The sequence below is a fragment of the Armatimonadota bacterium genome (genome assembly GCA_031459765.1).
GTDB classification, from domain to species: Bacteria; Sysuimicrobiota; Sysuimicrobiia; order Sysuimicrobiales; family Kaftiobacteriaceae; genus Kaftiobacterium; species Kaftiobacterium secundum.
In genome coordinates this window covers 174,709-196,989 of record JAVKHY010000004.1, presented here as the reverse complement: position 1 = coordinate 196,989, position 22,281 = coordinate 174,709, and the positions used below count along the sequence as shown (strand labels likewise).

Sequence of the window (22,281 nt, the reverse complement as noted above, 5' to 3'; positions counted from 1 at the left end):
CGCCCCTTATCCCCCCGTACCCCGAACGGCCTGGACCGGCGCCTAGCGATCCCGTCCCCCGCCGCCGACCAGACCGAGCCGGCGCCACTTGGCAAAGATCTCCTTGACCCGCCGGTCGGCTTCCGCCACGGCCTGCCGCGCCGTCAGTTGCCCGGTGGCCGCCTTGGCGAACATGTCGGGGATGACGAAGGTGTCGAAGATCTCGCCGATCGCCGGGTTGGCCGGCCCGGGATGCCCGGGGTTCGTGGACCACGCCTCGGCATCGGCCAGCACCGCCAGTTTGTTCACCGGGTTGCTGCCGAAGGGATCCTTCAGCACGGCCGCCCGGACCCACTTCCGCCCTTCGTCGGGCTTCTGTGCCACCGGCACGCTCTTCGGCGCCACCGAGCCCATGAAGGAGGGGAAGTTGTAGAGCTTGCTGGCGATCACCGCGTCCCGGTAGTTGTCCACCAGGTCCAGCAGGAACTGTTTGGCGTTGTCGGGGTTGCGGGCGAACCGCCAGATCACCCAGACGCCCATGACGTGCTCGCTGGCCCAGCGGGCCCGCGGGCCGCGCAGCGCGCCGACGAAGTTGATGTCGTCCGCCACCGGCAGGCGGTTGTCCTGGGCGGTGCGGTAGGCGGAGATCGAGTTCAGGATGTAACTGGTCTGCCGGGCGTTGAGGGCCTGGTTGTTGCTGGCCGCGTTCCAGGACAGCACCGCCGGGTTCATCGTCTCCCGGAACAGCGTGGCGCCGAACTCCACGGCCCGGATCGTCTCCTCGGAGTTCAGCGTGACGTTCTCGTCGGCGTCCTGCTCGCTGGCTCCGAAGGACCACAGGATGGCGTGGGTGGCCATGTTGGAGTCGATGTCCTGGGAGAATCCGATGCCGATGGGGATCTGGATCTCGCGGAAGCGCTCCTTGATCCGGCGGCCGCCGGTGAGCAGGTCGTCCCAGGAGGCCGGCCCGTTGGGGAACCCCACCGCCGTCCAGACGCTTTTCAGGTAGTCGCCCGGATCCGGCACCCAGTTGTCGGAGAAGCCGAAGAACTTCCGTGTATTGGCGTTGTAGGTGCTCTTGCGGACCAGGGGCACCATGGGGCCGTAGCGCCGTTCCGCTTCCCGGTTGATGTCGCTGAGGTCGAGCACCTGCTGCTCGAACGCCGACGGCGGCGAGAGGAAGAAGAACAGGTCGTGGCCGGCCTGCGCCGCCACCTCCGCGTTGGCCCGCGGCACGATGTCGGCAAAGGAGATATGGTCCACGGTGACCCGGATGTTCTTGCTCTGTCCCCACCGTTCCGCCCACGGGTCGAACCAGGCGTCGAAGGCGGGAACGAAGTGACTCCAGGTCATGATCCGCAGCTCGCGCTGCTGGGCGCGGACGACGGTCGTCAGCAGGGACCCGAAACTTCCGGCGGCGGCCGCCGCCCCCGCAGCGCCCGCGGTGAGCTTGAGGAACTCCCGCCGGTTGATGCGCCGCCAGCGGTTCTCCGCCACCTGAACCCACTTGCCGTCAGAGGACTCCTGCATCGCGCACCCCACCCCCTTCGTTGACTGCAACATTTCGGCGCCCGGCCGCGGGGTCTCCTCCCGCAGGCGGCGTCCCCAGGACTCCCTGCCGCCCGCGGAGAACCCCCCGGCCATGGAGACGACGCGGAAAGCGCGGGTCGCCCTCCTGCGCAAGGTGGCGCTCTTCGGCGGCCTCGGCCCGAGGGCGCTGGGGGCGATCGCCGACCTCATGGAGGAGATCACCTTCCCCGCCGGCCGGTACATCGTCCGGCAGGGGCAGGTGGGGACCGGGTTCTACCTGATCACCGCGGGACGGGCCCGCGTGCAGCGGGGCGACCGCACGCTGAACCTGCTGGGGCCCGGCGAGTTCTTCGGCGAGCTCTCCGTGCTGGATCAGAGCCCGCGCCTGGCCCACGTCATCGCGGAGGAACCGACGACGGTGCTGGCCCTGGCCTCGTGGGACTTCACCAGGCTGCTGGAGCGCAATCCCAAAGTCACCCTGACGATCCTGAAAGAGGTGGCGCGCCGGCTCCGCGAGACCACCGAGCAGCCCGCGTCCTGAGATCCCCGGCACGCCTGGACCGGGGGTCACAGCAGCCCCTGCAAGATGCCGCGGAGCTCTTGTTGGTAGACCTCCGTCTGGAACCTGTAGAGCACATCTCCCGGGAGGACGTGTTCGGTGACCTTCCCGCCCCGGCGCACGTAGACCGCGGGGTGGTGGTCGCCTGCGGGATCGGTCTCCAGCACGACGGCCGCGGCGTCGGGACCGCCGGTGTCCACGAAGTGCTGGAGGGGCACGATGCCGCCGTCGGTGATCCCCCGGGCGGGGTCGAAGACGATGACTCGCGCCAGATAGGAGCGCTGGTTCCACAACTCGGCCGCCGTGGCCACCTCGGCCAGCAGGTAGGACACGAGCCGATCTCTGGCGATCGGAGGACGGCGGACCGGCCGGCCAAAGTAGGTCTCCCTCAGGTGCAGGGCCAGGATGCGGGCGTTGTGCCGAAACCCGCCCAGCCCCCCGGAGTTGCTTGGGATCCCGTGCTTGCGCAGTCCCACCGCGCCCTGGGTGACCGCGCCGGCGAAAAAGATCCCCGGGACGGTGCTGCTTTCCCAGAACGGCGTCAGCGCGGGCAGGCGGTCCTGGCTGATGGTGGCCACCCCGAGACTCCGCAGATCCTGAAGCGGCGTCGTCCACCCGGTGGCGGCGACGACCCGGTCGACCTCGAAGGTGAACTCCCCCGGCCGGGTCGTCCCCGACGCCCGCACGCGGTACCCCTCGCCCCGGCGCTCGATGAGACTGGTGGCGGCGTCCAGCATGAACACGCCTCCACCCAACAGGTGGTCTTCGTAGGGGAGCAGGTACCGCGCCCGCACCCCGGCGGTGGACCGGGTGTGGATCGACAGCAGCACGGGCCTGGGTGAGACCAAAATGATCTGCGGGCAGTAGGGCAACAGCGCGTCGGCCATCTCAAAGGCGGAGGTGCGCTTGCCCAGGATGAGGACGCGCCTACCGGCGTACGACTTGGCCGGGGGCGCATCCGCATAGTGCGGGACCAGGTCGATCCCCGGGATCTGCGGTTTCCACGGTTGCGCCATCCCGACGGCGAACACCGCGACGCGGCACCGGTACTCTCCGTCGGAACTGTCGAGGATGAATCCGTGGTCGTCCCGGCGGGTCCCCTCCCACCGGCAGCCGTAGCGGACGCGCACCCCGGCCCGGCGGACGAAGGCGCGCAGGGCCCGCTCCATCTCCGCGCGGGTGGGGAAGTAGGAGTCGCCCGCCATGAACTCCGGGAGGAGGGCCAGGTGGGCGGGCTCGTCGGCGAGCAGGCTGTTCCAGTCGTACCAGGCGTAGTGGCGGGAGCGGGGCGGAACGGGCGGGTGGGGTTTGGACCAGGTGTTGAGGCGCTGGTACAGCGGGTAGCGCCGGAACATCCCGCCGGGCCCCGGATCGTCGGAGATCACAGCGTGACCGACACCGAGGCGCGTCAGGAAGTAACTGAGCTGCAGGGCTCCGGGCCCGCTGCCGACGACGACGACGGGGTATGTTCCGGGCGGAAAGGGCCGGCCGTCCGGGACCCTCCGTGCCAACCGTCTTCCCTTCGCCGGAGATCGGGGTCGCGGGCCGGCGCGGCGTCCTACCGCCATAGGCTGGTGGTGCGCAGCCGTCTGGCCTCGGCCTGCAGCATCCGGTAGGCGACATGGGGATAGGCGAGCAGGAACTCGGCGAGCTCGGGCCCGGGGAGCGACAGGCAGCGCAGCGGCCGCAGCGCGACGACGTCGGCGATGGGCGGTTCGCCCAGCAGCAGCGAGATCTCCCCGAAGAAATCCCCCTTCCCCAGCACGCTGCGCTGCGTCCCGTCGATGGAGACCGCGGCCTCTCCTTCCAGGATGATGTAGAGGCTGCCGCCGCTGAACCCCTGGCGGAGGATGCGCTGGCCCGCGGCAAAGTATTCCTCCTCCAGCCGGTGCACCACCGCCTCGAGCTGCGGCCGCGAGAGGTCGGCGAACAGCGCCAGACCCGACAGCAGATCGATCAGCTCCTCCCGCGTGGCCATCTGTGGATGGGCCGGTCAGCGGGCCCCGGCGCGGTCCCGCGCGACCAGGACGGCCCGCCTGGTGAAGACCCGCGCCAGGTGCGCGCGGTATTCGGCGTCGGCGAAGAGGTCCTCGTTCGGTTCGATCCCGTCGGCGGCGTGCTCTGCGGCGGACGCCACCCGCTGCTCGTCCAGGGGGCCCCCGGCCAGCAACCGCTCCACCGCCGTGGCCCGGTAGGCCGTAGGACCGACCCCCGTGACGGCGACGCGGGCCTCCTCGCAGCGGGTCCCTCGCATCCGGACCTGAGCGGCCACGCCGACGACGGCAAACCCCGAGGCGGGATGGGGGAATTTCAGGTAAGCCTGACCCGCGCCGTCGGGCAGGCGGGGGAAGCGGATCTCCGTCAGGATCTCATCGACGCCGACGGCGGACGCCATCACCCCTGTGAAGAAACCGTCCGCCGGGATGGCGCGGCGCCCTCCCGGGCCGACCGCGATCATCTCCGCCTCCACGGCGAGGATCACGGCCGGGTAGTCGGCGGCGGGATCGGCGTGCACCAGGCTCCCGCCGATCGTCCCGACGTTGCGCACCTGGACGTCGCCGATCCGCCCCGCCGCCTCGGCCAGCGCCGGGACCCGGACGCGCACCAGCGGGGACGACTCGATCATCCAGTGGGTGGTGAGGGCCCCGATCACCAGCCGGCCGTCTTCCTCCCGGATCCCGCGCAGCTCGGCCAGCCGCCCGATGTCGATCAGGACGCGCGGGGTAACCATCCGCAGCTTCATCATCGGCAGCAGGCTGTGGCCGCCGGCGAGGAGCTTGGCCTCGGGCGCCTCCTGCAGCAGGCGCAGCGCCTCCTCCAGCGAGGCGGGCCGGTGATAGTCAAATGCGGCGGGGATCATCCGTGCGGCCTCCCGGCCCGGGGGATGGGTGCCGCGCCGGCGGCCTTGAGTTTGCGGGCCGCGGCGCGGACGGAGTTGACGATGTGCTGGTAGCCGGTGCACCGGCAGAGGTTGCCCTCCAGCCCCTGGCGGATCTGCTCGTCGGTGGGATCCGGGTGCCGGTCCAGGATCTGCAGCGCGGTGAGCATCATGCCGGGCGTGCAGAACCCGCACTGCAACCCGTGTTCCTCCCAGAACGCCTCCTGGATGGGATGCAGCGTGCCGTTGCGGGCCAGCCCCTCCACGGTGAGGACTGACGTCCCGTCCGCCTGCACCGCCAGGACGGTGCAGGACTTCACGGCCAGGCCGTCCAGGATCACGGTGCAGGCGCCGCAGCTCGTGGTGTCGCACCCGATGTGGGTGCCGGTGAGCCCCAGCACCTCGCGCAGGTAGTGGACCAGCAGCAGGCGCGGCTCGACGTCGTGGCGGTAGACCGTGCCGTTGACGGTTACCGTGATGGACTTCGTCACAAGGCCCTCCGGGACGGTGGAAATCTCCGTTCGGTATTCGCCGGCGTTGCCGGCTCCCTCCTTGCCGTTTTTCCGTTTCCGCCGGGTCGTCCGCTTCGGGCCGTCTCTCGACGGAGAACACCGGCGCGGCGTCGAAAGAGCCGGTGTGGTCGCCGCGCCCCCCACCCGGTCGCAGATCCGGCAGCACCTTCAGGGCGGATGCGACGTCCTCGTCATCGGCGGCGGCATCACCGGCGCCGGCGTGGCCCTGGATGCGGTCACGCGGGGGTACCGGGTGGCCCTGGTGGACCGCGGCGACTTCGCCGGCGGAACCAGCAGCCGGTCCACCAAACTCGTCCACGGCGGGCTGCGCTACCTCCCCCAGGGGCGGCTCGGCCTGGTGCGCGAAGCCCTGATCGAACGCGAACGTCTTCGCCGCCTGGCTCCCCACCTCGTCCGTCCCCTCGGCTTCCTCGTGCCTCTGTATGCGGAGACCGCCAGACCCCTGGGGTTGGGCATCCCGGCCCTGCTGCGCCCGCTGGCGCCCCTGGCGCTGCGGACCGGCCTGTGGGGTTACGATGTGCTGGCCCGAACCGACCTGGTCCACCGTCGGCTGCGGCCCGCGGACGCGGCCGCACTGGTCCCGGCGGTGCGGGTGGAGGGGCTCCGCGCCGCCTTCCTCTATCACGACGCGCAGACCGACGATCTCCTTCTGACGCTGGCCGTCCTGGCCACGGCGCGGCGGTTCGGCGCCCTTACCCTGAACCATTCCGAGGTCACCGCGGTGGCCATGGGATCGCCGGCCCGGGTCCGGATCCTGGACCGCCTCGACGGCACGACCTATGAGGTCACGGCGCGGCACGTGGTGAACGCTGCGGGGATCTGGGCGGAGGAGGTGGCCGGGCTGGCCGGGGCGGTGCCGTTCCGCATCGAGCGCAGCAAGGGCGTCCACCTGGTCCTCGACGGCGCCGACCTCTTCGGGGCCACCGCCCTCGTCATCCCCGAAACGGACGACGGGCGGCTGGCCTTCGCCATCCCCTGGTACGGCCGGGTGCTGCTGGGGACCACGGACGACTCCTATGCGGGCGATGCGGACGCCCCGCGCGCCACCGCGGCGGAGGCCCGTTATCTTCTCGATCATCTCAACCGGTACCTGCGCATCTCCCTTCCGCGCCAGGCCGTCGTCTCGGCGTTCGCCGGGCTCCGCCCGCTCGTCCAGCGCGGAGCGGCGCGGTCGGCCGAGTTGTCCCGCAGCCACGAGGTCGTCCAGCATGCCTCCGGCCTGGTCTCCATCGTCGGCGGAAAGCTCACCACGTACCGCCGGATGGCGGAGGACACGGTGGATCTCCTGGTGCGCCGCGACGGCAGGCGCCTCCCCTGCCGGACGGCGACCCTTCCCCTGGACGACCGTGAACCGGCGGTTCAAGCGCTGATCGCCTCCGAGCCCGCCCTGGCCCGTCCGCTGGTCCCGGGGCTGCCTGTGCGTGCCGCCGACGTCGTCTATGCCTGTCGGGCGGAGCAGTGCCTGCATGTGGTGGACTTTATGTTCTCGCGCAGCCATCTCGCGGTCCTGGATCGCGATCACGGCCTCGGGTGCGTGGAGGGGGTCGCCCGGTTGATGGCCGGAGAACTGGGATGGTCGACGGCAGAAGTCGCGGCGCAGGTCCGGCGCTACCGCGAACGGGTCGCCCTGGAGACGGCGTTCCTGGCCGACCTCTGAGGTCAGGTGGGCGGAGGTCAGGCCGGCAGAACCTCGGCGATCCCCTCCAGCACGAAGTCCGGCTTCTCCGGCCAGCGCTCCAGCGCCGCCTCGTCGGTGGCTCCGGTGAGGACGATGGCCGAAGCCATCCCCGCCGCCTTCGCCAGGGCCAGGTCGGTCTCCAGGCGGTCGCCGACCATCAGGCTGTCCTGCGCTGCGCCGCCCAGCCGCTCGCGGATCACGCCGGCCATGATCGCCGAGGGTTTGCCCACGACCTCATCGAGGGGGTGACCGGTGGCGGTCTCGATCGCGGCGACGATCGCCCCGCAGTCCGGCAGGCCGCCCCCGGGCGTCGGGCAGTACGGATCCCGGTTGGTGGCGATGAAGCGCGCCCCGCGGCGGATCGCCTGGAAGGCGGCATGCAGCTTGCGGTAGTCGAAGGTGCGGTCGAAACAGGCGACGACGATGTCGGCCCAACGGGGGTCTTCGGTGAGGACGAGCCCGGCGCTGCGCAGCTCCCTCCGCACCGACTCCTCCCCGAGGACCAGCAGGCGGGCGCCCCCGGCGGTGCGCCGCAAATGGCGGACCAGCACGTAGGAGGAGTTGACGACGGCCTCCGGATCCGTGGGGATGCCCAGGCGCGTCAACTTCGACGCGTACTCCTCCCTGGTGTGCAGGGGGTTGTTGGAGAGAAAGACGACCGTCCGTCCCAGTTCCCGCAACCGCGCCACCGTCTCCTTCGCTCCGGGCAGCGGGCGGTCGCCGAGATACACCGTCCCGTCCAGATCGAAGACGTACCCGGCGAAGAGCCGCAGCGGCCGTCGCGACGTCATCGTTCGACCCCCGACGCCGCCGGGGAGAGGACGAGGACTCCGTTCTCCGCGTCCACGCGCGTCCCCATGGGCGGGCACAGCGCCTCCATCCGCCGGCGGAGCCAGGTCGCCTCCCGGGGCGGTGCCCTTCTGACGCGCAGCGCCTCGATGTGTACCGGATGCAGGCGCACCGTCTCCACCGACCTCCCCCGCACGGCCACCTCGATGAAGAAGGACAGGTCGTTGCGCTCTTCGGGATCGACGGCGTAATCGTCGACGAAGTCGCCGGCCGAGTAGATGATGACCTTGTCCCCGTAGCACTCGATGCCCTGCACGCTGTGATTGGAGTGTCCCCAGTAGAGGTCCCCGCCCCAATCGAGCAGCTGGCGGGCCAGGGCCCGCATCGCCGGCGACGGCGGCCCCCAGTTCGGACCGACATGGGCGCACACGACCACCACATCGGCGGTCTCCCGCGCCCGACGGAGGGCGGCGGCGATCCGATCGCGGTAGGGCGGAACCAGGCCCCTCTCGTCGTAGCGCACCACCAGCACGCCCGGGCGGTTGTCTCCCGCCTCCCAGCCGGGTTCGTTGTCGGTCAAGGCCACAACGGCTACTCGTGCGATCCCGGCGGTGATCACCGCCGGCGCGGCGGCTTCGGCGAGATCGCGGCCGGCTCCGGCCGCGGCGATGCCGGCCGCGCGCAGGTGGTCCAGACACTCCAGCAGCGCCTCCGGGCCGTAGTCGAGCACATGGTTGTTGGCCAGCCCGGCGAAGTTCACCCCCGCCGCCCGCAGGACCTCGATCGCCCGGGGCCGGGCGCGGAAGGTGAAGGTTTTGTCCGGCAGGGGCCGGCCGGAGGCCGCGATGACGCATTCCAGGTTGATGAGCCGGGCGTCCGCGGACGCGAACAGGTCCAGGGTGTCGCCCCAGATCTCGGCCGGATCGCGCATCGGATCGGCCAGGACGTAGTGATCGACCAGACGGCCGAGCATGACATCGCCGGTCAGGCCCAACCGCACCACTGTCCGATCGCCCACCTCTTCCTCGCCTCCTTCCGGCTCCCCCTCTATTGTCTCCTGTCCCACGCGCAGTCCGTTGGGCCGCCGGCGAGGCCTCGCTACGTACGTTGAGGAGCAAGATACGACCGTTCGTTCGGAGTCCCGAGAATCGGGCACCGGCCGGATGGGGATCGTCGCGGCGCGCCTCTATCCTTGATGGGCGGGAGCACCATGACCGCCAGGATCCTGCGCGGAGCCGACACCTCCGCCCAGATCCGCGACGAACTCCGCGAGCGGGCGGCGAGGTTGCGCAGCCGCGGGCTGACGCCGGGTCTGGGCGTCATCCTCGTCGGCGAAGATCCGGCCTCGGTCTCGTATGTCACGGCGAAGGCGAAGGGCGCCGCCGAGGTCGGCATCGACGAGGAGACGATCCGCCTCCCGGCCACCGCCCCGGAAGACGAGGTGCTGCGGGTGGTCCGGGAGTTGAACGCCGACCCCCGGTTTCACGGCGTCCTGGTGCAGCTGCCGCTGCCGCCGCACATCCGCAGCGACCGGATCATCGCCGAGATCTCGCCCGACAAGGACGTGGACGCTTTTCATCCGATCAACGTCGGCCGGCTGCTGCGCGGGGAGCCCTGCCCCCTGCCCTGCACCCCCCACGGGGTGGTCCAGATGCTCCTCCGCAACGGGTACGATCCCGGCGGCAAACACGTGGTGATCTGCGGCCGCAGCAACCTGGTGGGCAAGCCGCTGGCCGCGATGCTCCTGCAGAAACGGCCGGGGGCCAACGCCACGGTGACGGTGTGCCACACCGGCACGCGCCATCTCGCGGCGTTCACCCGCCAGGCCGAGATTCTCGTGGCGGCCATGGGACATCCCCGGGCCATCACCGCGGACATGGTCCGCCCCGGGACCGTCGTCATCGACGTGGGCGTGAACCGGGTCCCGGACGCGGCGGCGCCCAAGGGGTTCCGGCTCGTCGGCGACTGTGACTTCGACGCAATCAAGGAGATCGCCGAGGCCATCACTCCTGTCCCGGGCGGCGTCGGGCCCATGACGGTGACGATGCTCCTGCTGAATGTCGTGGAGGCGGCCGAACGGACGGCCCTGGGGGAGAGGAGAGGATGAGATGACGGTGCAGATCCGACGTCCCGTGCCCAGCGACCTGGAGATCGCTCAGGAGACGCAGCTCCTGCCGATCCGGGAGGTGGCGCATCGCCTGGGCGTCCTGGACGAAGAACTGGAGCTCCACGGGCCGTTCATGGCCAAGATCGACTTTGCCGCCGTGCTGCGACGGCTGCAGAATCGCCGCCACGGCAAGTTCATCACGGTCACGGCCATCACCCCCACCCCGCTGGGCGAGGGCAAGACCGTGACCAGTTTGGGGATCGGCCAGGCCCTGGCCCGCCTGGGCCACAGCGTATGCAACGTCCTGCGCGAACCCTCCAAGGGCCCCACCTTTGGCATCAAGGGCGGCGCCTGCGGCGGCGGCTACTCCCAGATGCTGCCCATGGAGCAGATCAACCTCCACCTCACGGGCGACATCCACGCCGTGGAGTCGGCCCAGAACCTGTGCGCCGCGGCCATCGACGCCAGCCTGTTGCACGGCAACCCGCTGGGCATCGACCCGCTCACCGTCACCTGGCCGCGCTGCGTGGACGTGAACGACCGCGCCCTGCGGGACATCGTCATCGGGCTGGGCGGCCGGGCCAACGGCTATCCGCGGCAGACCGGGTACTGCATCACCGCGGCCAGCGAGACCGCCGCCATCCACTCCCTGGCGCGCGATCTCCCGGACCTCCGGGCGCGGCTGAGCCGGATCGTCGTCGGGTTCACCCGGGAGGGGAAGCCGGTCACGGCGGAAGACCTCCGGGTCGCCGGCGCCATGACGGCGCTGCTGCTGGACGCGATCAAACCCAATCTGGTGCAGTCCACGGAGAACCACCCGGTCATCGTCCACGGCTTCCCCTTCGCCAACGTGGCCCACGGGAACAGCTCGGTGGTGGGGGCGCTGACAGCGCTCAAACTCGCCGACTACGTGGTCACCGAGAGCGGCTTCGGGTCGGACTGCGGTTTCGCCAAGCTCATGGACGTCGTCATCCGGCAGACGCCGGGGCTGCAGGTGGACTGCGCGGTGATCGTCGCCACCGTGCGGGCCCTCAAACAGCACGGCGGGGCCTTCCGGCTGCGTCCGGGCATGCCCTACGCCCGGGTGAAGGAGGCGGCGGAGCGGGAGAACCTGCCCGCGGTGGAGGCGGGTTGCCGCACGAACCTCGCCGCCCATATCCGGATCGTCAGAACCTACGGGGTGCCGGTGGTCGTGGCCATCAACCGCTTTGCCACCGATACCGACGCCGAACTGGACCTGGTGCGGGCGCTGGCCGTGGAGCTGGGCGCGGACGACGCCGTGGTGCACGACGCCTGGGGGCTGGGCGGCGAAGGGGCCATCGACCTGGCCCGGGCCGTGGTGCGCGTCACCGAGCAACCGGTGGAAAACCGCTTCTTCTACGCTTCCGACGCGCCCATCACGGAGAAGATCGAAGCCACCGCAACCCTTCTGTACGGCGCGGACGGCGTGGACTACACCCCTCTGGCCCGGGAGCGGATCAAACTCTATACGGACCTCGGCTACCAGACGCTGACCCTGAACATGGCCAAGACCCACCTGTCCCTGTCCGACGACAGCACCCTGATGGGCGCGCCGACCGGCTGGCGGCTCACCGTCCGCGACCTCCGGGCCTGCGTCGGCGCGGGATTCCTGTATCCGCTGGCCGGCGACTTCCCCACCATGCCGGGACTGCCCTCGCGGCCGGCCTTCATGGCCGTCGATGTGGACCTGAAGACGGGGAAGATCACGGGGCTGTTCTGAGGGTACGACGCATGGGATACATCCGACTGGAGGAGGTGCAGGCGGTGAGCGCCTTTCCGGGCGTCGCCCAGCGGACGGCCGTCGGCCGGGCGCTGGGCGCCACAGGCATCCAGCTGGCGGAGCTGGTGCTGGCTCCCGGGGCGGAGATCCCCCTGCACCACCACGATGTGGACGACGCCATGCTGGTGATCAGCGGGCGGGGACGGTGCGCCCTCGGCGGCGAAGAATTCCTCCTGGAGCCCGGGGTGGCCCTGGTCGCCCCGGCCGGTACCAGTCACGGGTTGCGCAACGACGGTACGGAGCCGCTCCGCATCGTCGTTGCCTGGCCGACCGTCGAGCCCGTGGTTCGCTATCTGGACGCCTAGCCGGCCGGGAGACCGGTGCCGCGAGGAGAGGCCCGGATCCCCAAAGGAGGTGGGAGCCGATCCCGCAGACGGCGTCTGGATCGATCGGGGCTGATCATGTCTTCTTCCGAGGAGGTGGAAGAGGTGGCCGTCATGGCACAGCGGCCCGGCGGCTTCGGCCCTCCCTTCGAGGTCACCGACCTGCCCAAGCCCCCGAGCCCGCTTCCCTTTCGTCGCCTGATCGCGATCCTCGGACCCTCAATCATCGCCCTGGGCGGCACCATCGGCAGCGGCGAGTGGTTGATCGGCCCCTCCCTCTTCGTCAAGTGGGGCCTGGCCCTGCTGTGGATCACCACGGTGTCCGCCGTTCTGCAGACCTTTCTCAACACGGAGTTCGCGCGGTATACGATTTACACCGGCGAGCCGGTCACGGTGGGGTACATGCGGCTGGCCCCCGGAGGATGGTTCTGGGGCACCCTGTACTCGGTGATCGGCTTTCTGGAGCGCGGACTGCCCGGGTGGGCCTTCGCCTCGGCCACGGCCCTGGGCGCCTTCTTCCTGGGACGGATCCCGGGCAACGAGGACCGCAGCTTCGTCCTCACCCTGGGCTACCTGACGTTCGTGTTCTGCGTCGTCCTCGTGCTGTTCGGCCGCAAGGTCGAGCGTACGCTGGAGTGGGCCAACTGGATCATGATGATCGTAGTCCTGGCCGGCCTGTTCATCCTCGATCTCATCCTGGTCCCGGGCGATATCTGGGTGGAGGGTCTCGCCGGGTTCTTCCGCTTCGGCTATGTTCCCAAAGGCGTGGACGTGCTGCTGCTCGGCGCCCTGGTCGGCTACTCGGCCTACGGGGGGTTCGGCAACAACGCCATGACCAACTGGTACCGGGACAAGGGCTATGGGATGGGGCAGAAGGTCGGCTACATCTCCCCGGCCGTCGGCGGTGCCAGGGTGAAGGTGTCGCCGGCGGGGAAGGTCGCCGACCCCACCCCCGACAATCTGACCTCCTGGCGCACCTGGATGCGGATTCTGCATCTGGACCAGTGGTGGATCTTCTTCCTCGGCGCGATGCTGGGGATGTACCTGCCCGGCATCCTCTACCGCGGGACCGTGCCCCTCGGCACCGACCTACCCCGGTGGGGGATCGCCTCGTACATCGGCGAGAAGCTCGGCGGCGGGATCTGGGGCATCTACCTGGCGGCGTTCTTCGGCTTCTGGATCCTGTTCAGCACCCAGCTGAGCAACGTCGATCTGGTCGCCCGCCAGATCACCGACATGCTGTGGAGCCGCCTGGAGCGCGTGCGCCGCTGGACGAAGGAGGACATCCGCCTGGTGTATTATGCCATTCTCATCCTCTTCGTCATCTGGGGCGCCCTGTTCATCGGCTACCGCTTTCCGCTGTTCCTGGTATCGCTGTCGGCGAACATCGCCAACCTCACCATGGCCCTGTCCGCCGTGCTGACCATCATCCTGAACCGGAAGTTCCTGCCCAAGGAGTTCCGGCCCAGCGTCTGGCGTGAAGCCGTGCTCGTCGCCAACGCGGCGTTCTTCGGCTTCTTCTTCGTGTACTTCCTGATCAATCTGCCCAGGATCCTGGGCTCCTAGGAGGATCACCGTGGCATCCGCGCCGGTTCCCGAACGCCTGCTCCTCGGTCCCGGTCCCAGCCCCGTGCCGCAGCGCGTGCTGCAGGCGATGGCCTCTCCGGTCCTCGGGCATCTGGACTCGGCCTTCCTGCAGGTGATGGACGAGACGATGGAGCTCCTGCGGAAGGTATTCCGCACCCAGAACCCGCTGACCATCCCCATCTCGGGAACGGGCAGCGCGGGAATGGAAGCGGGCGTGACGAACCTGCTGGAGCCGGGCGACCGCATCGTCGTCGCCGTGGCCGGCTACTTCGGCCAGCGGATCGTGGAGATGGCCACACGGGCCGGGGCGGAGGTCACCTCCGTCTCCGCGGAGTGGGGGCACCCGGTCGATCTCGCGGCGGTGCAGGACGCGGTGAGCCGCACGCGGCCCCGCGTCCTGGCCGCGGTCCATGTCGAGACCAGCACCGGCATCCTTCAGGACCTTCCGCCCCTCGCCGAGATCGCCCGGCGCCACGGCGCCATGCTGATGGTCGACGCCGTGGCCTCCCTGGGCGGAGTCGAGCTGCGTGTGGACGACTGGGGCATCGACCTGTGCTACTCGGGCAGCCAGAAGTGCCTGGGGGCTCCGCCGGGCCTGGCTCCGCTCACCGCCGGCGAGCGGGTCCGCGCCCACCTCGCCGCCCGGCGGACGAAGGTGCGGTCGTGGTACTTCGACCTCTCCCTCCTCTCCACGTACTGGGGGGCGGAGCGGGTCTACCACCACACCGCGCCGGTCTCCATGATCTACGCCCTCCGGGAGGCCCTACGGATTGTCGACGAAGAGGGCCTGGAACGCCGCTGGGCGAGGCACCTGGAGAGTGCGCGGATGCTGTGGCAGGGCCTGGAGGAGCTGGGCCTCCGCCTCCTCGCCCCGCCGGCCCATCGCGCCCCGACCCTGACCACCGTGATCGTGCCCGAGGGCGTAAACGAGGCCGCCGTACGCCGGCGGCTGCTCAACGACTACCACATCGAGATTGCCGGCGGGCTCGGGCCCCTCAAGGGGCAGGTGTTCCGAATCGGGTTGATGGGCGCGGGCAGCACGCCGCGCAACGTGCTGACGTTCCTGAGCGCCCTGAGCGAGGTGCTGAAGGCCGAGGGGTACCGTCCGCGGCGTCCCGCGGCGGTGTAACGTCACACAAGGGCGCGCCGGGCCGTCCTCACTCGAGATACCCGAGGACGGCCCGGACGTCTGTGATCTCCACGCCGGCCTGCACCGTGCGCACAGGGCCCAGGGCGTCGCGCACGCGCCGGAGATTCGCCGGCCGGTCATCCACAAACAAAACCTCCTCCGGCCGCAGCGGGTGCCCGTCCGCGGCGAGTTCGGTGAGGAGCGCCTGAATCATCGCGTCCTTCCGCGGGTGGAACTCCACCTTGGGACGGATGAAGTACGGCGTCAGACCCAGCAACTCGAAGATGGGGAAGACGTGCTCCGGCCGGTTCCAGCTGGCGATGGAGACGAGGATGCCGCGGCGCCGCAACGTCTCCAGCACCTCGCGTACCCCGGGGAAAAGGCGCACCCGCTCGCCGCGGCTGTCGACCACCGTGTCGCCATCAAGACGCCGGTACGGAAGCCGCAGGGACGACACGTCGGCATGGTCCCACAGCGTGCGGTCGCAATCGAAGATGACCAGCCGGACCGCCATCGTCAGGGCGCCGGCCGGGCGACGAAGCGGAGTTCCAGGCGGACCTCGTTCTCGGCGCGCAGGATGCCCAGGATGGCCGGCGGCTCAAAGCCGAAGTCGGTCATCCGGATCGTTCCCTGGGCCACGCCCCGCAAGACCGAACCCTGCAGCGCGAGCGAGACGTCGAAGGTCACGGGGCGTGTCGTCTCCCGCACGCGCAGGTCGCCCGTGACGCGCAGGCGGAGTTCCTCTCCGTCGCGGTAGACCGGAGGGAGCCCCTCGATCGCGGTGCTCCGGAACTCCGCCTGGGGGAAACGGGCCGATTCGAGCCAGCGCTCCCGGATGGCCTGGTCGCGGCGTTCCCGGTCCGAGCGGAAGGTGCTGATGTCCACCGTGATCGGACCGATCCGGCTGTTGCGCGGTGCGGCCCGATCGACGATGATCTCGCCCTTCACCGCATTGGTGGTGCCTACCGCGATGTTGAGGCGATTCCCTTCCCGGAAGAACGTCTCGGCGACGCGGTAGGTGACCAGCGATTCGGCGGGTACGATGACGAACCGCTGCGCTTCGGGCGCCGCCTCCCCCGGCGGGGAGACCCCCAAGGTGGCGAACAGGGCGACAAAACTCACCACGCCCGGCAGGGTCATGAGGCGTCGGATCACCACGCAGGCCTCCCTCTCAGACGCAGGGAAGCGGATGACCGGGACGGACCGGTCACTCCTCGCGCAGGTCGCGGAGAATCCGCTCGCGTGAGAGCTCCATCCCGTGGTCTCTGCGCATGTGGTCCTGAATCTTCTGCACCAGTTCCTCTTCGGAATCCGCTTCCAGTCGGTGTCCCAGCGCGCACGTCCAGCGCGGCATCGGTCGTCCCCTCCGGCCTATCCCGTCTACGTCCGACGGCCCCGGGCATAATCCTTCGATGGACGCCCTGCGTACCTCTGCCCCCACTGGAGCTCTGGATGAAGACTCGCGTTCTCCCGGCCGCCGTTCTGCTCGTCGCGTTCTTCGGCCTGCCGCCTGCGGCGCAGGCGGCCACCCAGGCCTTCCTCTGGCCGAGCCAGTACGCCTACGCGACGCCCGCCGGCACCTATCGCTGGAGCGCCACGACCCTCGGCCTGCAGATCGGAACGGGCATCGGCCCCGCCCAGGTGGGCGGCTCGTTCTTCTACGGACCCGTCGACCATCTGAGCTTCGCCGGAAGCCCGCTGGCCGGGTTCCGCGGTCAGCTCGTCGGCGGGGAAGCCAGCCTGCGACTCGGCCTGGGAGCCGGCGGCTTCGGTCTGGGTGCCTTCGCCGGTTACGGCGGATTCGTCTTCACTGCCACCGGCCCCTCCCCGTCGGACGCCGTGCTGCTCAGCAGCGCCGGCTTCCGCTACGGCGTCGACGGCCGTCTACCCCTGGCTCCCGGCACCGTCCTCCGCGGGAGCTGGACGGCACTGGCCGGTCTCAGCAACCGGGCCGAGCTGGCGATGAGTTCGCCGGCCGTGGCGGCGCAACACGCCGGCCCCGGCGGCGGCAGCGAGTACTCCCTCGGTCTCGCCCTCTCGCCCCTGCCGCTGGTCACCGCCTTCGTCGATTACCGGACGAGCACATTCCAGACCACCTGGTCGGGCGGCCCGGTGACGTCGTCCACGTACACCGGCTACCTCGTCGGCGTGCAGCTTCGGTTCTAGAGTCTACAGTCAACCATTTTCCGACAATCCTCGTGGTGCGGCACGGTCCATGAGTTTCTAGGCCAGAAGCGTGGACTTCAAACGTCTGGGGAATTTGACAGCAACGAGTAAGAATCACGCGCGCCAATATCGCTTACAATCGCACAATTTCCTGCTTGCCGGCGGCTGTGGAGCAATGAACGGCGTCTCCCCAGCGAACCGCGCCCTGAGGACGGAACGTGGACCTTCCCCCAGACGATTGCAGGCGATTCCAAAGCGCGCCCGGAGGACCGGACGTACTGACAGCGAACCGATGAAGCAAACTTTTCACACCCTGGGGAGGAGGAGTGGGGGATGGACGAGGTTGCCGCACGTCTGAGTCGTAGGGAATTCCTCCGGGCCGCAGCCTACGCGACCGCCGGGGCGAGCCTGCTTCGTCTCGGGCCGCTGGTATCGTGGGCAGGCGCCGCCGCGGCTAAAAAGGGCACCCTCAGCTTTGCCGACATCGGCGTGGGCGACCCCGGTGGCGACTGGTCGAAGTTCACGAACGCCACTGGGTGGGGAGTGAATTTAGTCGCCATCGGAAACGCACCGTCCCAGATCCTGAACGTGCTCATCGCGGGCGGCGGCAAAGGCGTCTACGACGTCATCAACATCGTAGGTGGGATGCAAAAACCACTGGTCGAGAATGATCTGATCATCCCTATTGCCACCTCCCGCCTCCCCAACTGGGGCAAGGACGCTTACATCAGCGAGTTCCTTTCCTCCGGTAAGCCCGGTTTCGAGTTCATCGGCTACAAGGGAAAGATCTACGGGGTCCCCACGGTCTTGCAAGGAGACTCCTTCGCGTATCTACCTGAGAAGACGGGCCAGCTCGACTCCTACGCCGCGCTGTTTGATCCCAAGTGGAAAGGCTTCGTCGCCCTGGAAGACAATTTCACCACCGCGGGCCAGAAGACCGCCCTGTATCTCAAGACGAACAAGCTGGCGACGATCAAGGATCCCGCCAACATGACTCCCGGCGAGATCAGGACCGTCATCGACTTCCTCATCGAGAAGAAGAAGGAGGGACAGTTCCGGGTCATCTGGACGAGCTTCGAGCAGGCTGTGGATCTGTTGACCCGCCGGGAAGTCTACGTCATGGACTGCTGGGAGCCCATGGTCTTCGCGGCCCGCAAGAAAGGCGTCAGCGCTGTGTATGCTCGTCCGAAGGAGGGTTACCTGCTCTGGGCCATGGCGGCCTACATCGTCAAGAACCCACAGCGACCGGCCGACCGTGAGAAGGGCGCCTATGACCTGCTGAATTTCATGTTGGATGGATGGTACGGCGCGAAGATCACCTTGCTGCGCGGCTACATGACCAATCCGCAGGCTGTGGCGTACGCGAAGGCTAACGCCGGCGATTTCTCCGCCGCCGAGGCGGCCGAAGTGGCGCGCATCCACGATAATGTGCGCAGTAAATTCCGGCTGGGAGGGACCTGGCAGAACCGCTGGCCGACCTACGTGGAGCAGTACGAGTCCGAGTGGGCACGGTTCAAGGCAGCACCCAGCAAATAACCCTTTCCAGGCGCCTGTCGGGGATCGCCAGGTATGTCCTTCTGGCGATCCCCCTCCTCTTTCTCGCCGTCTTCTTCCTTCTGCCGCTGGGCTTGACCATCCTCGTGGGCTTCTTCGAGCGCGCCGGCTTCTGGATACGTCCTGCCTTTACCCTCGCCGCCTACCAAGCCTTTCTCGGCGGCCCGCGTCTGTTCGTGCTACAACGCAGCCTCTTTGTGGCCGCGGAGGTCACGGTTCTTGCGCTGGCGCTGGCCTATCCGATGGCCTACTTTCTGAGTATGCACGTCCGGCCGCAGGTGACCCGCACGGTGCTCCTGCTTTTCACGGTCCCCTTCGTTGTAAACTACGTTATCCGCAACTTCTCCTGGGCGTACCTGCTGAGCCGTACCGGACCGGTAAACCGACTCCTGGAGGCGCTTCACCTCACGGCCGGTTCACTGGACTGGCTGCTGTATAGCGATTTCTCCGTGCTGGTGGGGCTAATCAGCTCATACATGCCCTTCATGATCTACCCGCTCTGGCTGGCTCTGGCCGGCGTGGACCGGCGGCTGATTGAAGCCAGCTGGGTGCTGGGCGCTCCGCCGTTGCTGACTTTTCTGCGCGTCACGCTGCCCCTTTCCATCCCGGGAATCTTTACCGCTCTCATCTTCGGGTTTGTGGGCTCCTTCGGGGAAAGCGCGGTGCCTATCATCCTGGGAGGCGTCGGCTACCAGCTTATGGGCAACACCATCACCAGCGCGTTGGACGTGCTCAACTACCCCCTGGCCGCTGCGATGTCGAGCATCGTCGTTGTGGTCATGCTGCTTTTTCTCGCGGCCTGGTACCTGCTTTTCGATGTGCCGGCGTTTCTGGGCAAGATCGTGCGGTGGAGGGTGTGATGAAGCGCCGCGTAGGTGTAGGGCTGGTCGCATGGATCTATGTGTTCTCGATCCTTCTCTTCCTCTATCTTCCTCTCGTGCCGCCCATCCTGTTCTCGCTGGCGCCTGTAGCGGGCGGGAACGCGCCGACGGTGCACTGGTACGGGGAGCTGTGGCGAAACCCGGTTCTGGTCACATCCATCAAGACCTCGCTGCTGACCGGCATTCTGACCGCATTGCTCACACCACCCCTCGGACTGCTGGCAGCCATGGGTGTGCGGGAGCTGCGGGCCCCCCGGGCCGTGCTGCTGCTCCTGCTGATGCCACTCTTCATCCCGGGCGTCAGCATGGGCCTGGGAAACGCCTTCCTCTTCCGTCTGCTCAACATCCCGCCGTCGCTGTGGACGATTCTGATCGCCCATGTGCTGTGGGCCCTGCCCTTTGCGTTCCTGATCATCCTCACCGCGATGACGACCTTCGATCCCGTCTACCTGGAAGCCGCCTACGTCCACGGCGCCGGTCGGTTGCGTGCGTTTCTGGATGTGGAACTGGCACTCATCGCTCCGGGGATCACAGGGGCCGCCACCTTCAGCTTCATCTTGTCGCTCAACGAGACGGTTCGCACCGGACTCGTCCAGGGTCCGCTGAACACCGTGCAGACCTACATCTGGTCAACGTATCTCCAGGTGGGCCTCTCGCCCACGATCTACGCGCTGATGAGCCTGCTGATCCTGCTGACGGTCGCGTTGGTGCTGGTCATCCGACCGATGATGGCGCGTCGCGCCATTCGGGTGACGCTGTGACGGACGCGATGCCCCTGCTGGAACTACGGGGCATTTCAAAACGCTTCGGCGATGTCATCGCCGCCCGGCAGCTCGACCTCACCGTACGGCGCGGAGAATTCTTCACCTTCCTCGGACCCAGCGGATCGGGAAAGTCCACGCTGCTGCGTATCATCGCCGGGCTGGAACGGCCGGACGACGGCCGCGTCGTCATCGACGGCAAGGACGTCACGAGCGTCCCGCCCTGGGACCGCGGCCTCGGGATGGTCTTTCAACAGTACGCCGTCTTCCCGCACATGACCGTGGCGCAGAACGTTGCCTATGGCCTGCGGGTTCGGAACGTACCGCCGGAAGTACGCCGACAACGGGTTGCGGAGTTGCTGGCTTTGGTGGGGCTCAAAGGCAAGGAGGAGGCAAACGTCGCCGTGCTGAGCGGGGGGGAGCAGCAGCGCGTCGCCCTGGCGCGGTCGCTCGCTGTCCATCCGAAGCTCCTGCTCCTGGACGAGCCTCTGGGAGCGCTGGACGAGAAGATCCGTCGCGATATGCAGACCGAACTCAAGCACATCCAGCAGCAGACAGGAACGACCTTCATCTACGTGACCCATGACCAGGAAGAGGCGCTCACAATGAGCGATCGCATCGCGGTCTTGCATGAGGGCCACCTGGTGCAGTGCGATCTTCCAGAGGTCCTCTTCCGACGTCCCCGCACACGGTTCGTGGCCAGCTTTTTCCGCGGCTCGAACGTGCTGGAAGCGATGGTCGAAGAGGTGAAGCACGGCCGCCTGGTACTGCGGCTGGCCGGCAAGCGCGTGATCGTTCCTCAGCCGGTCGGCCGCCAGGTCACGACGGGCCCCGTAGCCGTCGCCATCCGCGCCGAGGACCTTCAGGTGCGCCCAAGAGAAGGAATGCATCTGTGGATGGAGGCGACGTTGGTCGAAGTGGTCTACCGTGGGACGAACGTCGACCACGTTCTCGCCCTGGACGATGGGCAGCGGTTGGTGGCGGCGTCGACCCGCCGTGAGGTTGACCGGCCTGGCATGAGAATCCCGGTGGGGGTCGAGCCTGAGCAGGTGGTACTGCTGGAGGATTAGTGCCTCGCGCCCGCGGACACTCGGAGGGTCTCTGCCAGGATGATCCGGACGGCCTTCACCAGCAGGTCCAGACTCATCGAGGCCAAGTCGGCGCGCTGATGTAACTCAAGACGGCGTTCCTCTTTCGAGATCCTCAAGATCTCGGCTACCTGCTCGGGGAGATAGGGCAGGTGCACGAATCCGCAGGGAATCTCCCCGAACCGTCGCTGCGTTTCCGTGAGGAAGGTGTACATCGTGGCGTTGCAGAGAAACGTGCCCGCGGTGGTGGACAAACGGGCGGGAATACCGGCATCGAGCAGAGCCTGCTCGATGGCTCGCAATGGCAGCCGGGCGGGAACGCCCGTAGCCGCCTCCTCCCGGATGGGCGTATCTTCGATTAGGACTCCCTCGTTGTCGGGGATCTCGAAAGCGGCCAGGTTAAAGGCCACCCGTTCCAGTCGGACCAGCGGCTCCCCAGGCCACAGGCCCAGGCTCACCACGGCAACTGGTTCCAGTTCCGTCAGCAAACCGATCAGCCGATCCGCCAGCCCGCGAAAAGTGACGGGAAGGGTCCGGCCGACAATTCTAAAACCATCGATGGTCAGACCGTCCAGGCGCCGCACCACCTCGGCCGAGGGATTCAGCCCTCGGCCGCCGTAAGGCTCGAATCCTGTGAGAAGAACGACCGGGAATTTCATCGCGTTCCACTCTGGCATAGGACAGCCCGATTCCTTCCGATCCTTCTAGCTGGCACGGCCGAGAAGATCAACGGTGCGACGGCCGCGACCTTCCTGGTCAGCAGGCCCGCAGTCGGCATGTGGTGAGCGCTCTCTTTGGACAGAATCCTGGACCGACCGCCGCGCGTGACAGTCCTTTGCCCCAGCCCTACCGGCCGGAATTCGTCCTGTCGTCGAAGGCTCCTCCGCGCATCGACAAGGCGGGGATTGCTGCGGGTTTGTACACACAGCACCCGACCG

Annotated in this window: 23 protein-coding genes; 12 read left to right on the top strand and 11 right to left on the bottom strand. The window is 68.3% G+C overall.

The features are described 5' to 3' along the window. Positions 1–42: 42 nt before the first annotated feature. Entirely contained in the window at positions 43–1,509 is a 1,467-nt protein-coding gene (locus QN141_07405) for an ABC transporter substrate-binding protein (GenBank protein ID MDR7558299.1), read from the bottom strand. Positions 1,510–1,621: 112 nt separating this feature from the next. Between QN141_07405 and QN141_07400 the strand changes: the two genes are divergently transcribed. Continuing rightward, positions 1,622–2,050 (top strand): cyclic nucleotide-binding domain-containing protein, encoded by a 429-nt coding sequence (locus tag QN141_07400; protein MDR7558298.1) that lies wholly within the window; start codon positions 1,622–1,624, stop codon positions 2,048–2,050. Positions 2,051–2,076: 26 nt separating this feature from the next. On the opposite strand, the gene QN141_07395 is transcribed toward QN141_07400, so the two are convergent. The 4 genes from QN141_07395 to QN141_07380 are packed head-to-tail and all read right to left on the bottom strand — an operon-like array spanning position 2,077 to position 5,437. After that, positions 2,077–3,579: an NAD(P)-binding domain-containing protein gene (locus QN141_07395; GenBank protein MDR7558297.1), complete on the bottom strand. Its 1,503-nt coding sequence runs from the start codon at positions 3,577–3,579 to the stop codon at positions 2,077–2,079. Positions 3,580–3,626: 47 nt separating this feature from the next. Beyond that, a complete protein-coding gene (locus QN141_07390) occupies positions 3,627–4,046 on the bottom strand; it encodes a cyclic nucleotide-binding domain-containing protein (GenBank protein ID MDR7558296.1) in 420 nt (139 codons plus the stop codon). 15 nt (positions 4,047–4,061) lie between these two features. After that, entirely contained in the window at positions 4,062–4,928 is an 867-nt protein-coding gene (locus QN141_07385) for a xanthine dehydrogenase family protein subunit M (protein MDR7558295.1), read from the bottom strand. Continuing rightward, entirely contained in the window at positions 4,925–5,437 is a 513-nt protein-coding gene (locus QN141_07380; protein MDR7558294.1) for a (2Fe-2S)-binding protein, read from the bottom strand. Before QN141_07380 ends, QN141_07385 begins: the two co-directional genes overlap by 4 nt. A 145-nt stretch (positions 5,438–5,582) precedes the next feature. Here QN141_07380 and QN141_07375 point away from each other — a divergent pair, with 145 nt between their 5' ends. Continuing rightward, positions 5,583–7,136, top strand: a complete 1,554-nt coding sequence (locus QN141_07375; GenBank protein ID MDR7558293.1) for a glycerol-3-phosphate dehydrogenase/oxidase — start codon at positions 5,583–5,585, stop codon at positions 7,134–7,136. A gap of 17 nt (positions 7,137–7,153) precedes the next feature. Here the strand turns inward: QN141_07375 and QN141_07370 are convergent, their stop codons facing one another. Both QN141_07370 and QN141_07365 read right to left on the bottom strand, forming a co-directional pair. Further along, the gene (locus QN141_07370; protein MDR7558292.1) at positions 7,154–7,948 is read right to left on the bottom strand and encodes an HAD-IIA family hydrolase; all 795 of its coding nucleotides are present in this window, start codon (positions 7,946–7,948) and stop codon (positions 7,154–7,156) included. Then, positions 7,945–8,964, bottom strand: a complete 1,020-nt coding sequence (locus tag QN141_07365; protein ID MDR7558291.1) for a CapA family protein — start codon at positions 8,962–8,964, stop codon at positions 7,945–7,947. The genes QN141_07370 and QN141_07365 overlap by 4 nt, the downstream gene beginning before the upstream one ends. 192 nt (positions 8,965–9,156) lie before the next feature. On the opposite strand from QN141_07365, the gene QN141_07360 reads away from it, so the two are divergent. From QN141_07360 to QN141_07340, 5 genes are all read left to right on the top strand, one after another. Further along, positions 9,157–10,053: a tetrahydrofolate dehydrogenase/cyclohydrolase catalytic domain-containing protein gene (locus tag QN141_07360; protein ID MDR7558290.1), complete on the top strand. Its 897-nt coding sequence runs from the start codon at positions 9,157–9,159 to the stop codon at positions 10,051–10,053. Position 10,054: 1 nt separating this feature from the next. Next, positions 10,055–11,794, top strand: a complete 1,740-nt coding sequence (locus QN141_07355; protein ID MDR7558289.1) for a formate--tetrahydrofolate ligase — start codon at positions 10,055–10,057, stop codon at positions 11,792–11,794. A gap of 11 nt (positions 11,795–11,805) precedes the next feature. Continuing rightward, complete coding sequence (locus QN141_07350; GenBank protein ID MDR7558288.1) at positions 11,806–12,159, top strand: cupin domain-containing protein; 354 nt, start codon at positions 11,806–11,808, stop codon at positions 12,157–12,159. Between the two features lie 132 nt (positions 12,160–12,291). Further along, positions 12,292–13,743, top strand: a complete 1,452-nt coding sequence (locus QN141_07345) for an Nramp family divalent metal transporter (GenBank protein ID MDR7558287.1) — start codon at positions 12,292–12,294, stop codon at positions 13,741–13,743. Positions 13,744–13,753: 10 nt separating this feature from the next. Further along, a complete protein-coding gene (locus tag QN141_07340) occupies positions 13,754–14,893 on the top strand; it encodes an alanine--glyoxylate aminotransferase family protein (protein ID MDR7558286.1) in 1,140 nt (379 codons plus the stop codon). 28 nt (positions 14,894–14,921) lie between these two features. Here QN141_07340 and QN141_07335 read toward each other — a convergent pair whose 3' ends face one another. Genes QN141_07335 through QN141_07325 form a run of 3 tightly spaced genes read right to left on the bottom strand, consistent with a single transcriptional unit; the run spans position 14,922 to position 16,247 of the window. Then, positions 14,922–15,407: a magnesium-dependent phosphatase-1 gene (locus QN141_07335; GenBank protein MDR7558285.1), complete on the bottom strand. Its 486-nt coding sequence runs from the start codon at positions 15,405–15,407 to the stop codon at positions 14,922–14,924. A gap of 2 nt (positions 15,408–15,409) precedes the next feature. Next, entirely contained in the window at positions 15,410–16,048 is a 639-nt protein-coding gene (locus QN141_07330; GenBank protein ID MDR7558284.1) for a YceI family protein, read from the bottom strand. A 52-nt stretch (positions 16,049–16,100) separates the two neighbouring features. After that, positions 16,101–16,247 carry a DUF1059 domain-containing protein gene (locus tag QN141_07325; protein ID MDR7558283.1) on the bottom strand — a complete coding sequence of 49 codons (147 nt, stop codon included), beginning with the start codon at positions 16,245–16,247 and terminating at the stop codon, positions 16,101–16,103. A gap of 98 nt (positions 16,248–16,345) precedes the next feature. On the opposite strand from QN141_07325, the gene QN141_07320 reads away from it, so the two are divergent. The 5 genes from QN141_07320 (at position 16,346) to QN141_07300 (ending at position 21,325) form a co-directional block, all read left to right on the top strand. After that, a complete protein-coding gene (locus QN141_07320) occupies positions 16,346–17,059 on the top strand; it encodes a hypothetical protein (protein ID MDR7558282.1) in 714 nt (237 codons plus the stop codon). A gap of 333 nt (positions 17,060–17,392) precedes the next feature. Beyond that, positions 17,393–18,595, top strand: coding sequence for an extracellular solute-binding protein (locus QN141_07315; GenBank protein MDR7558281.1), 1,203 nt, complete (start codon positions 17,393–17,395; stop codon positions 18,593–18,595). Further along, positions 18,562–19,473: an ABC transporter permease gene (locus QN141_07310; GenBank protein ID MDR7558280.1), complete on the top strand. Its 912-nt coding sequence runs from the start codon at positions 18,562–18,564 to the stop codon at positions 19,471–19,473. Before QN141_07315 ends, QN141_07310 begins: the two co-directional genes overlap by 34 nt. Further along, the gene (locus QN141_07305) at positions 19,473–20,255 is read left to right on the top strand and encodes an ABC transporter permease subunit (protein ID MDR7558279.1); all 783 of its coding nucleotides are present in this window, start codon (positions 19,473–19,475) and stop codon (positions 20,253–20,255) included. Before QN141_07310 ends, QN141_07305 begins: the two co-directional genes overlap by 1 nt. Continuing rightward, positions 20,252–21,325, top strand: a complete 1,074-nt coding sequence (locus QN141_07300) for an ABC transporter ATP-binding protein (protein ID MDR7558278.1) — start codon at positions 20,252–20,254, stop codon at positions 21,323–21,325. Before QN141_07305 ends, QN141_07300 begins: the two co-directional genes overlap by 4 nt. On the opposite strand, the gene QN141_07295 is transcribed toward QN141_07300, so the two are convergent. After that, positions 21,322–22,002 carry a pyroglutamyl-peptidase I gene (locus tag QN141_07295; GenBank protein ID MDR7558277.1) on the bottom strand — a complete coding sequence of 227 codons (681 nt, stop codon included), beginning with the start codon at positions 22,000–22,002 and terminating at the stop codon, positions 21,322–21,324. The two genes, QN141_07300 and QN141_07295, sit on opposite strands and share 4 nt — an antisense overlap. Positions 22,003–22,281: the final 279 nt, after the last annotated feature.

What these genes read in the sequence shown, in the direction of transcription:
- QN141_07315 (MDR7558281.1), top strand. Translation starts at nt 17,393, where the DNA reads ATGGACGAGGTTGCCGCACGTCTGAGTCGTAGGGAATTCCTCCGGGCC.
- QN141_07350 (MDR7558288.1), top strand. Translation starts at nt 11,806, where the DNA reads ATGGGATACATCCGACTGGAGGAGGTGCAGGCGGTGAGCGCCTTTCCG.
- QN141_07305 (MDR7558279.1), top strand. Translation starts at nt 19,473, where the DNA reads ATGAAGCGCCGCGTAGGTGTAGGGCTGGTCGCATGGATCTATGTGTTC.
- QN141_07295 (MDR7558277.1), bottom strand. Translation starts at nt 22,002, where the DNA reads ATGAAATTCCCGGTCGTTCTTCTCACAGGATTCGAGCCTTACGGCGGC.
- QN141_07355 (MDR7558289.1), top strand. Translation starts at nt 10,055, where the DNA reads ATGACGGTGCAGATCCGACGTCCCGTGCCCAGCGACCTGGAGATCGCT.
- QN141_07335 (MDR7558285.1), bottom strand. Translation starts at nt 15,407, where the DNA reads ATGGCGGTCCGGCTGGTCATCTTCGATTGCGACCGCACGCTGTGGGAC.
- QN141_07320 (MDR7558282.1), top strand. Translation starts at nt 16,346, where the DNA reads ATGAAGACTCGCGTTCTCCCGGCCGCCGTTCTGCTCGTCGCGTTCTTC.
- QN141_07405 (MDR7558299.1), bottom strand. Translation starts at nt 1,509, where the DNA reads ATGCAGGAGTCCTCTGACGGCAAGTGGGTTCAGGTGGCGGAGAACCGC.
- QN141_07370 (MDR7558292.1), bottom strand. Translation starts at nt 7,948, where the DNA reads ATGACGTCGCGACGGCCGCTGCGGCTCTTCGCCGGGTACGTCTTCGAT.
- QN141_07325 (MDR7558283.1), bottom strand. Translation starts at nt 16,247, where the DNA reads ATGCCGCGCTGGACGTGCGCGCTGGGACACCGACTGGAAGCGGATTCC.
- QN141_07385 (MDR7558295.1), bottom strand. Translation starts at nt 4,928, where the DNA reads ATGATCCCCGCCGCATTTGACTATCACCGGCCCGCCTCGCTGGAGGAG.
- QN141_07400 (MDR7558298.1), top strand. Translation starts at nt 1,622, where the DNA reads ATGGAGACGACGCGGAAAGCGCGGGTCGCCCTCCTGCGCAAGGTGGCG.
- QN141_07390 (MDR7558296.1), bottom strand. Translation starts at nt 4,046, where the DNA reads ATGGCCACGCGGGAGGAGCTGATCGATCTGCTGTCGGGTCTGGCGCTG.
- QN141_07345 (MDR7558287.1), top strand. Translation starts at nt 12,292, where the DNA reads ATGGCACAGCGGCCCGGCGGCTTCGGCCCTCCCTTCGAGGTCACCGAC.
- QN141_07360 (MDR7558290.1), top strand. Translation starts at nt 9,157, where the DNA reads ATGACCGCCAGGATCCTGCGCGGAGCCGACACCTCCGCCCAGATCCGC.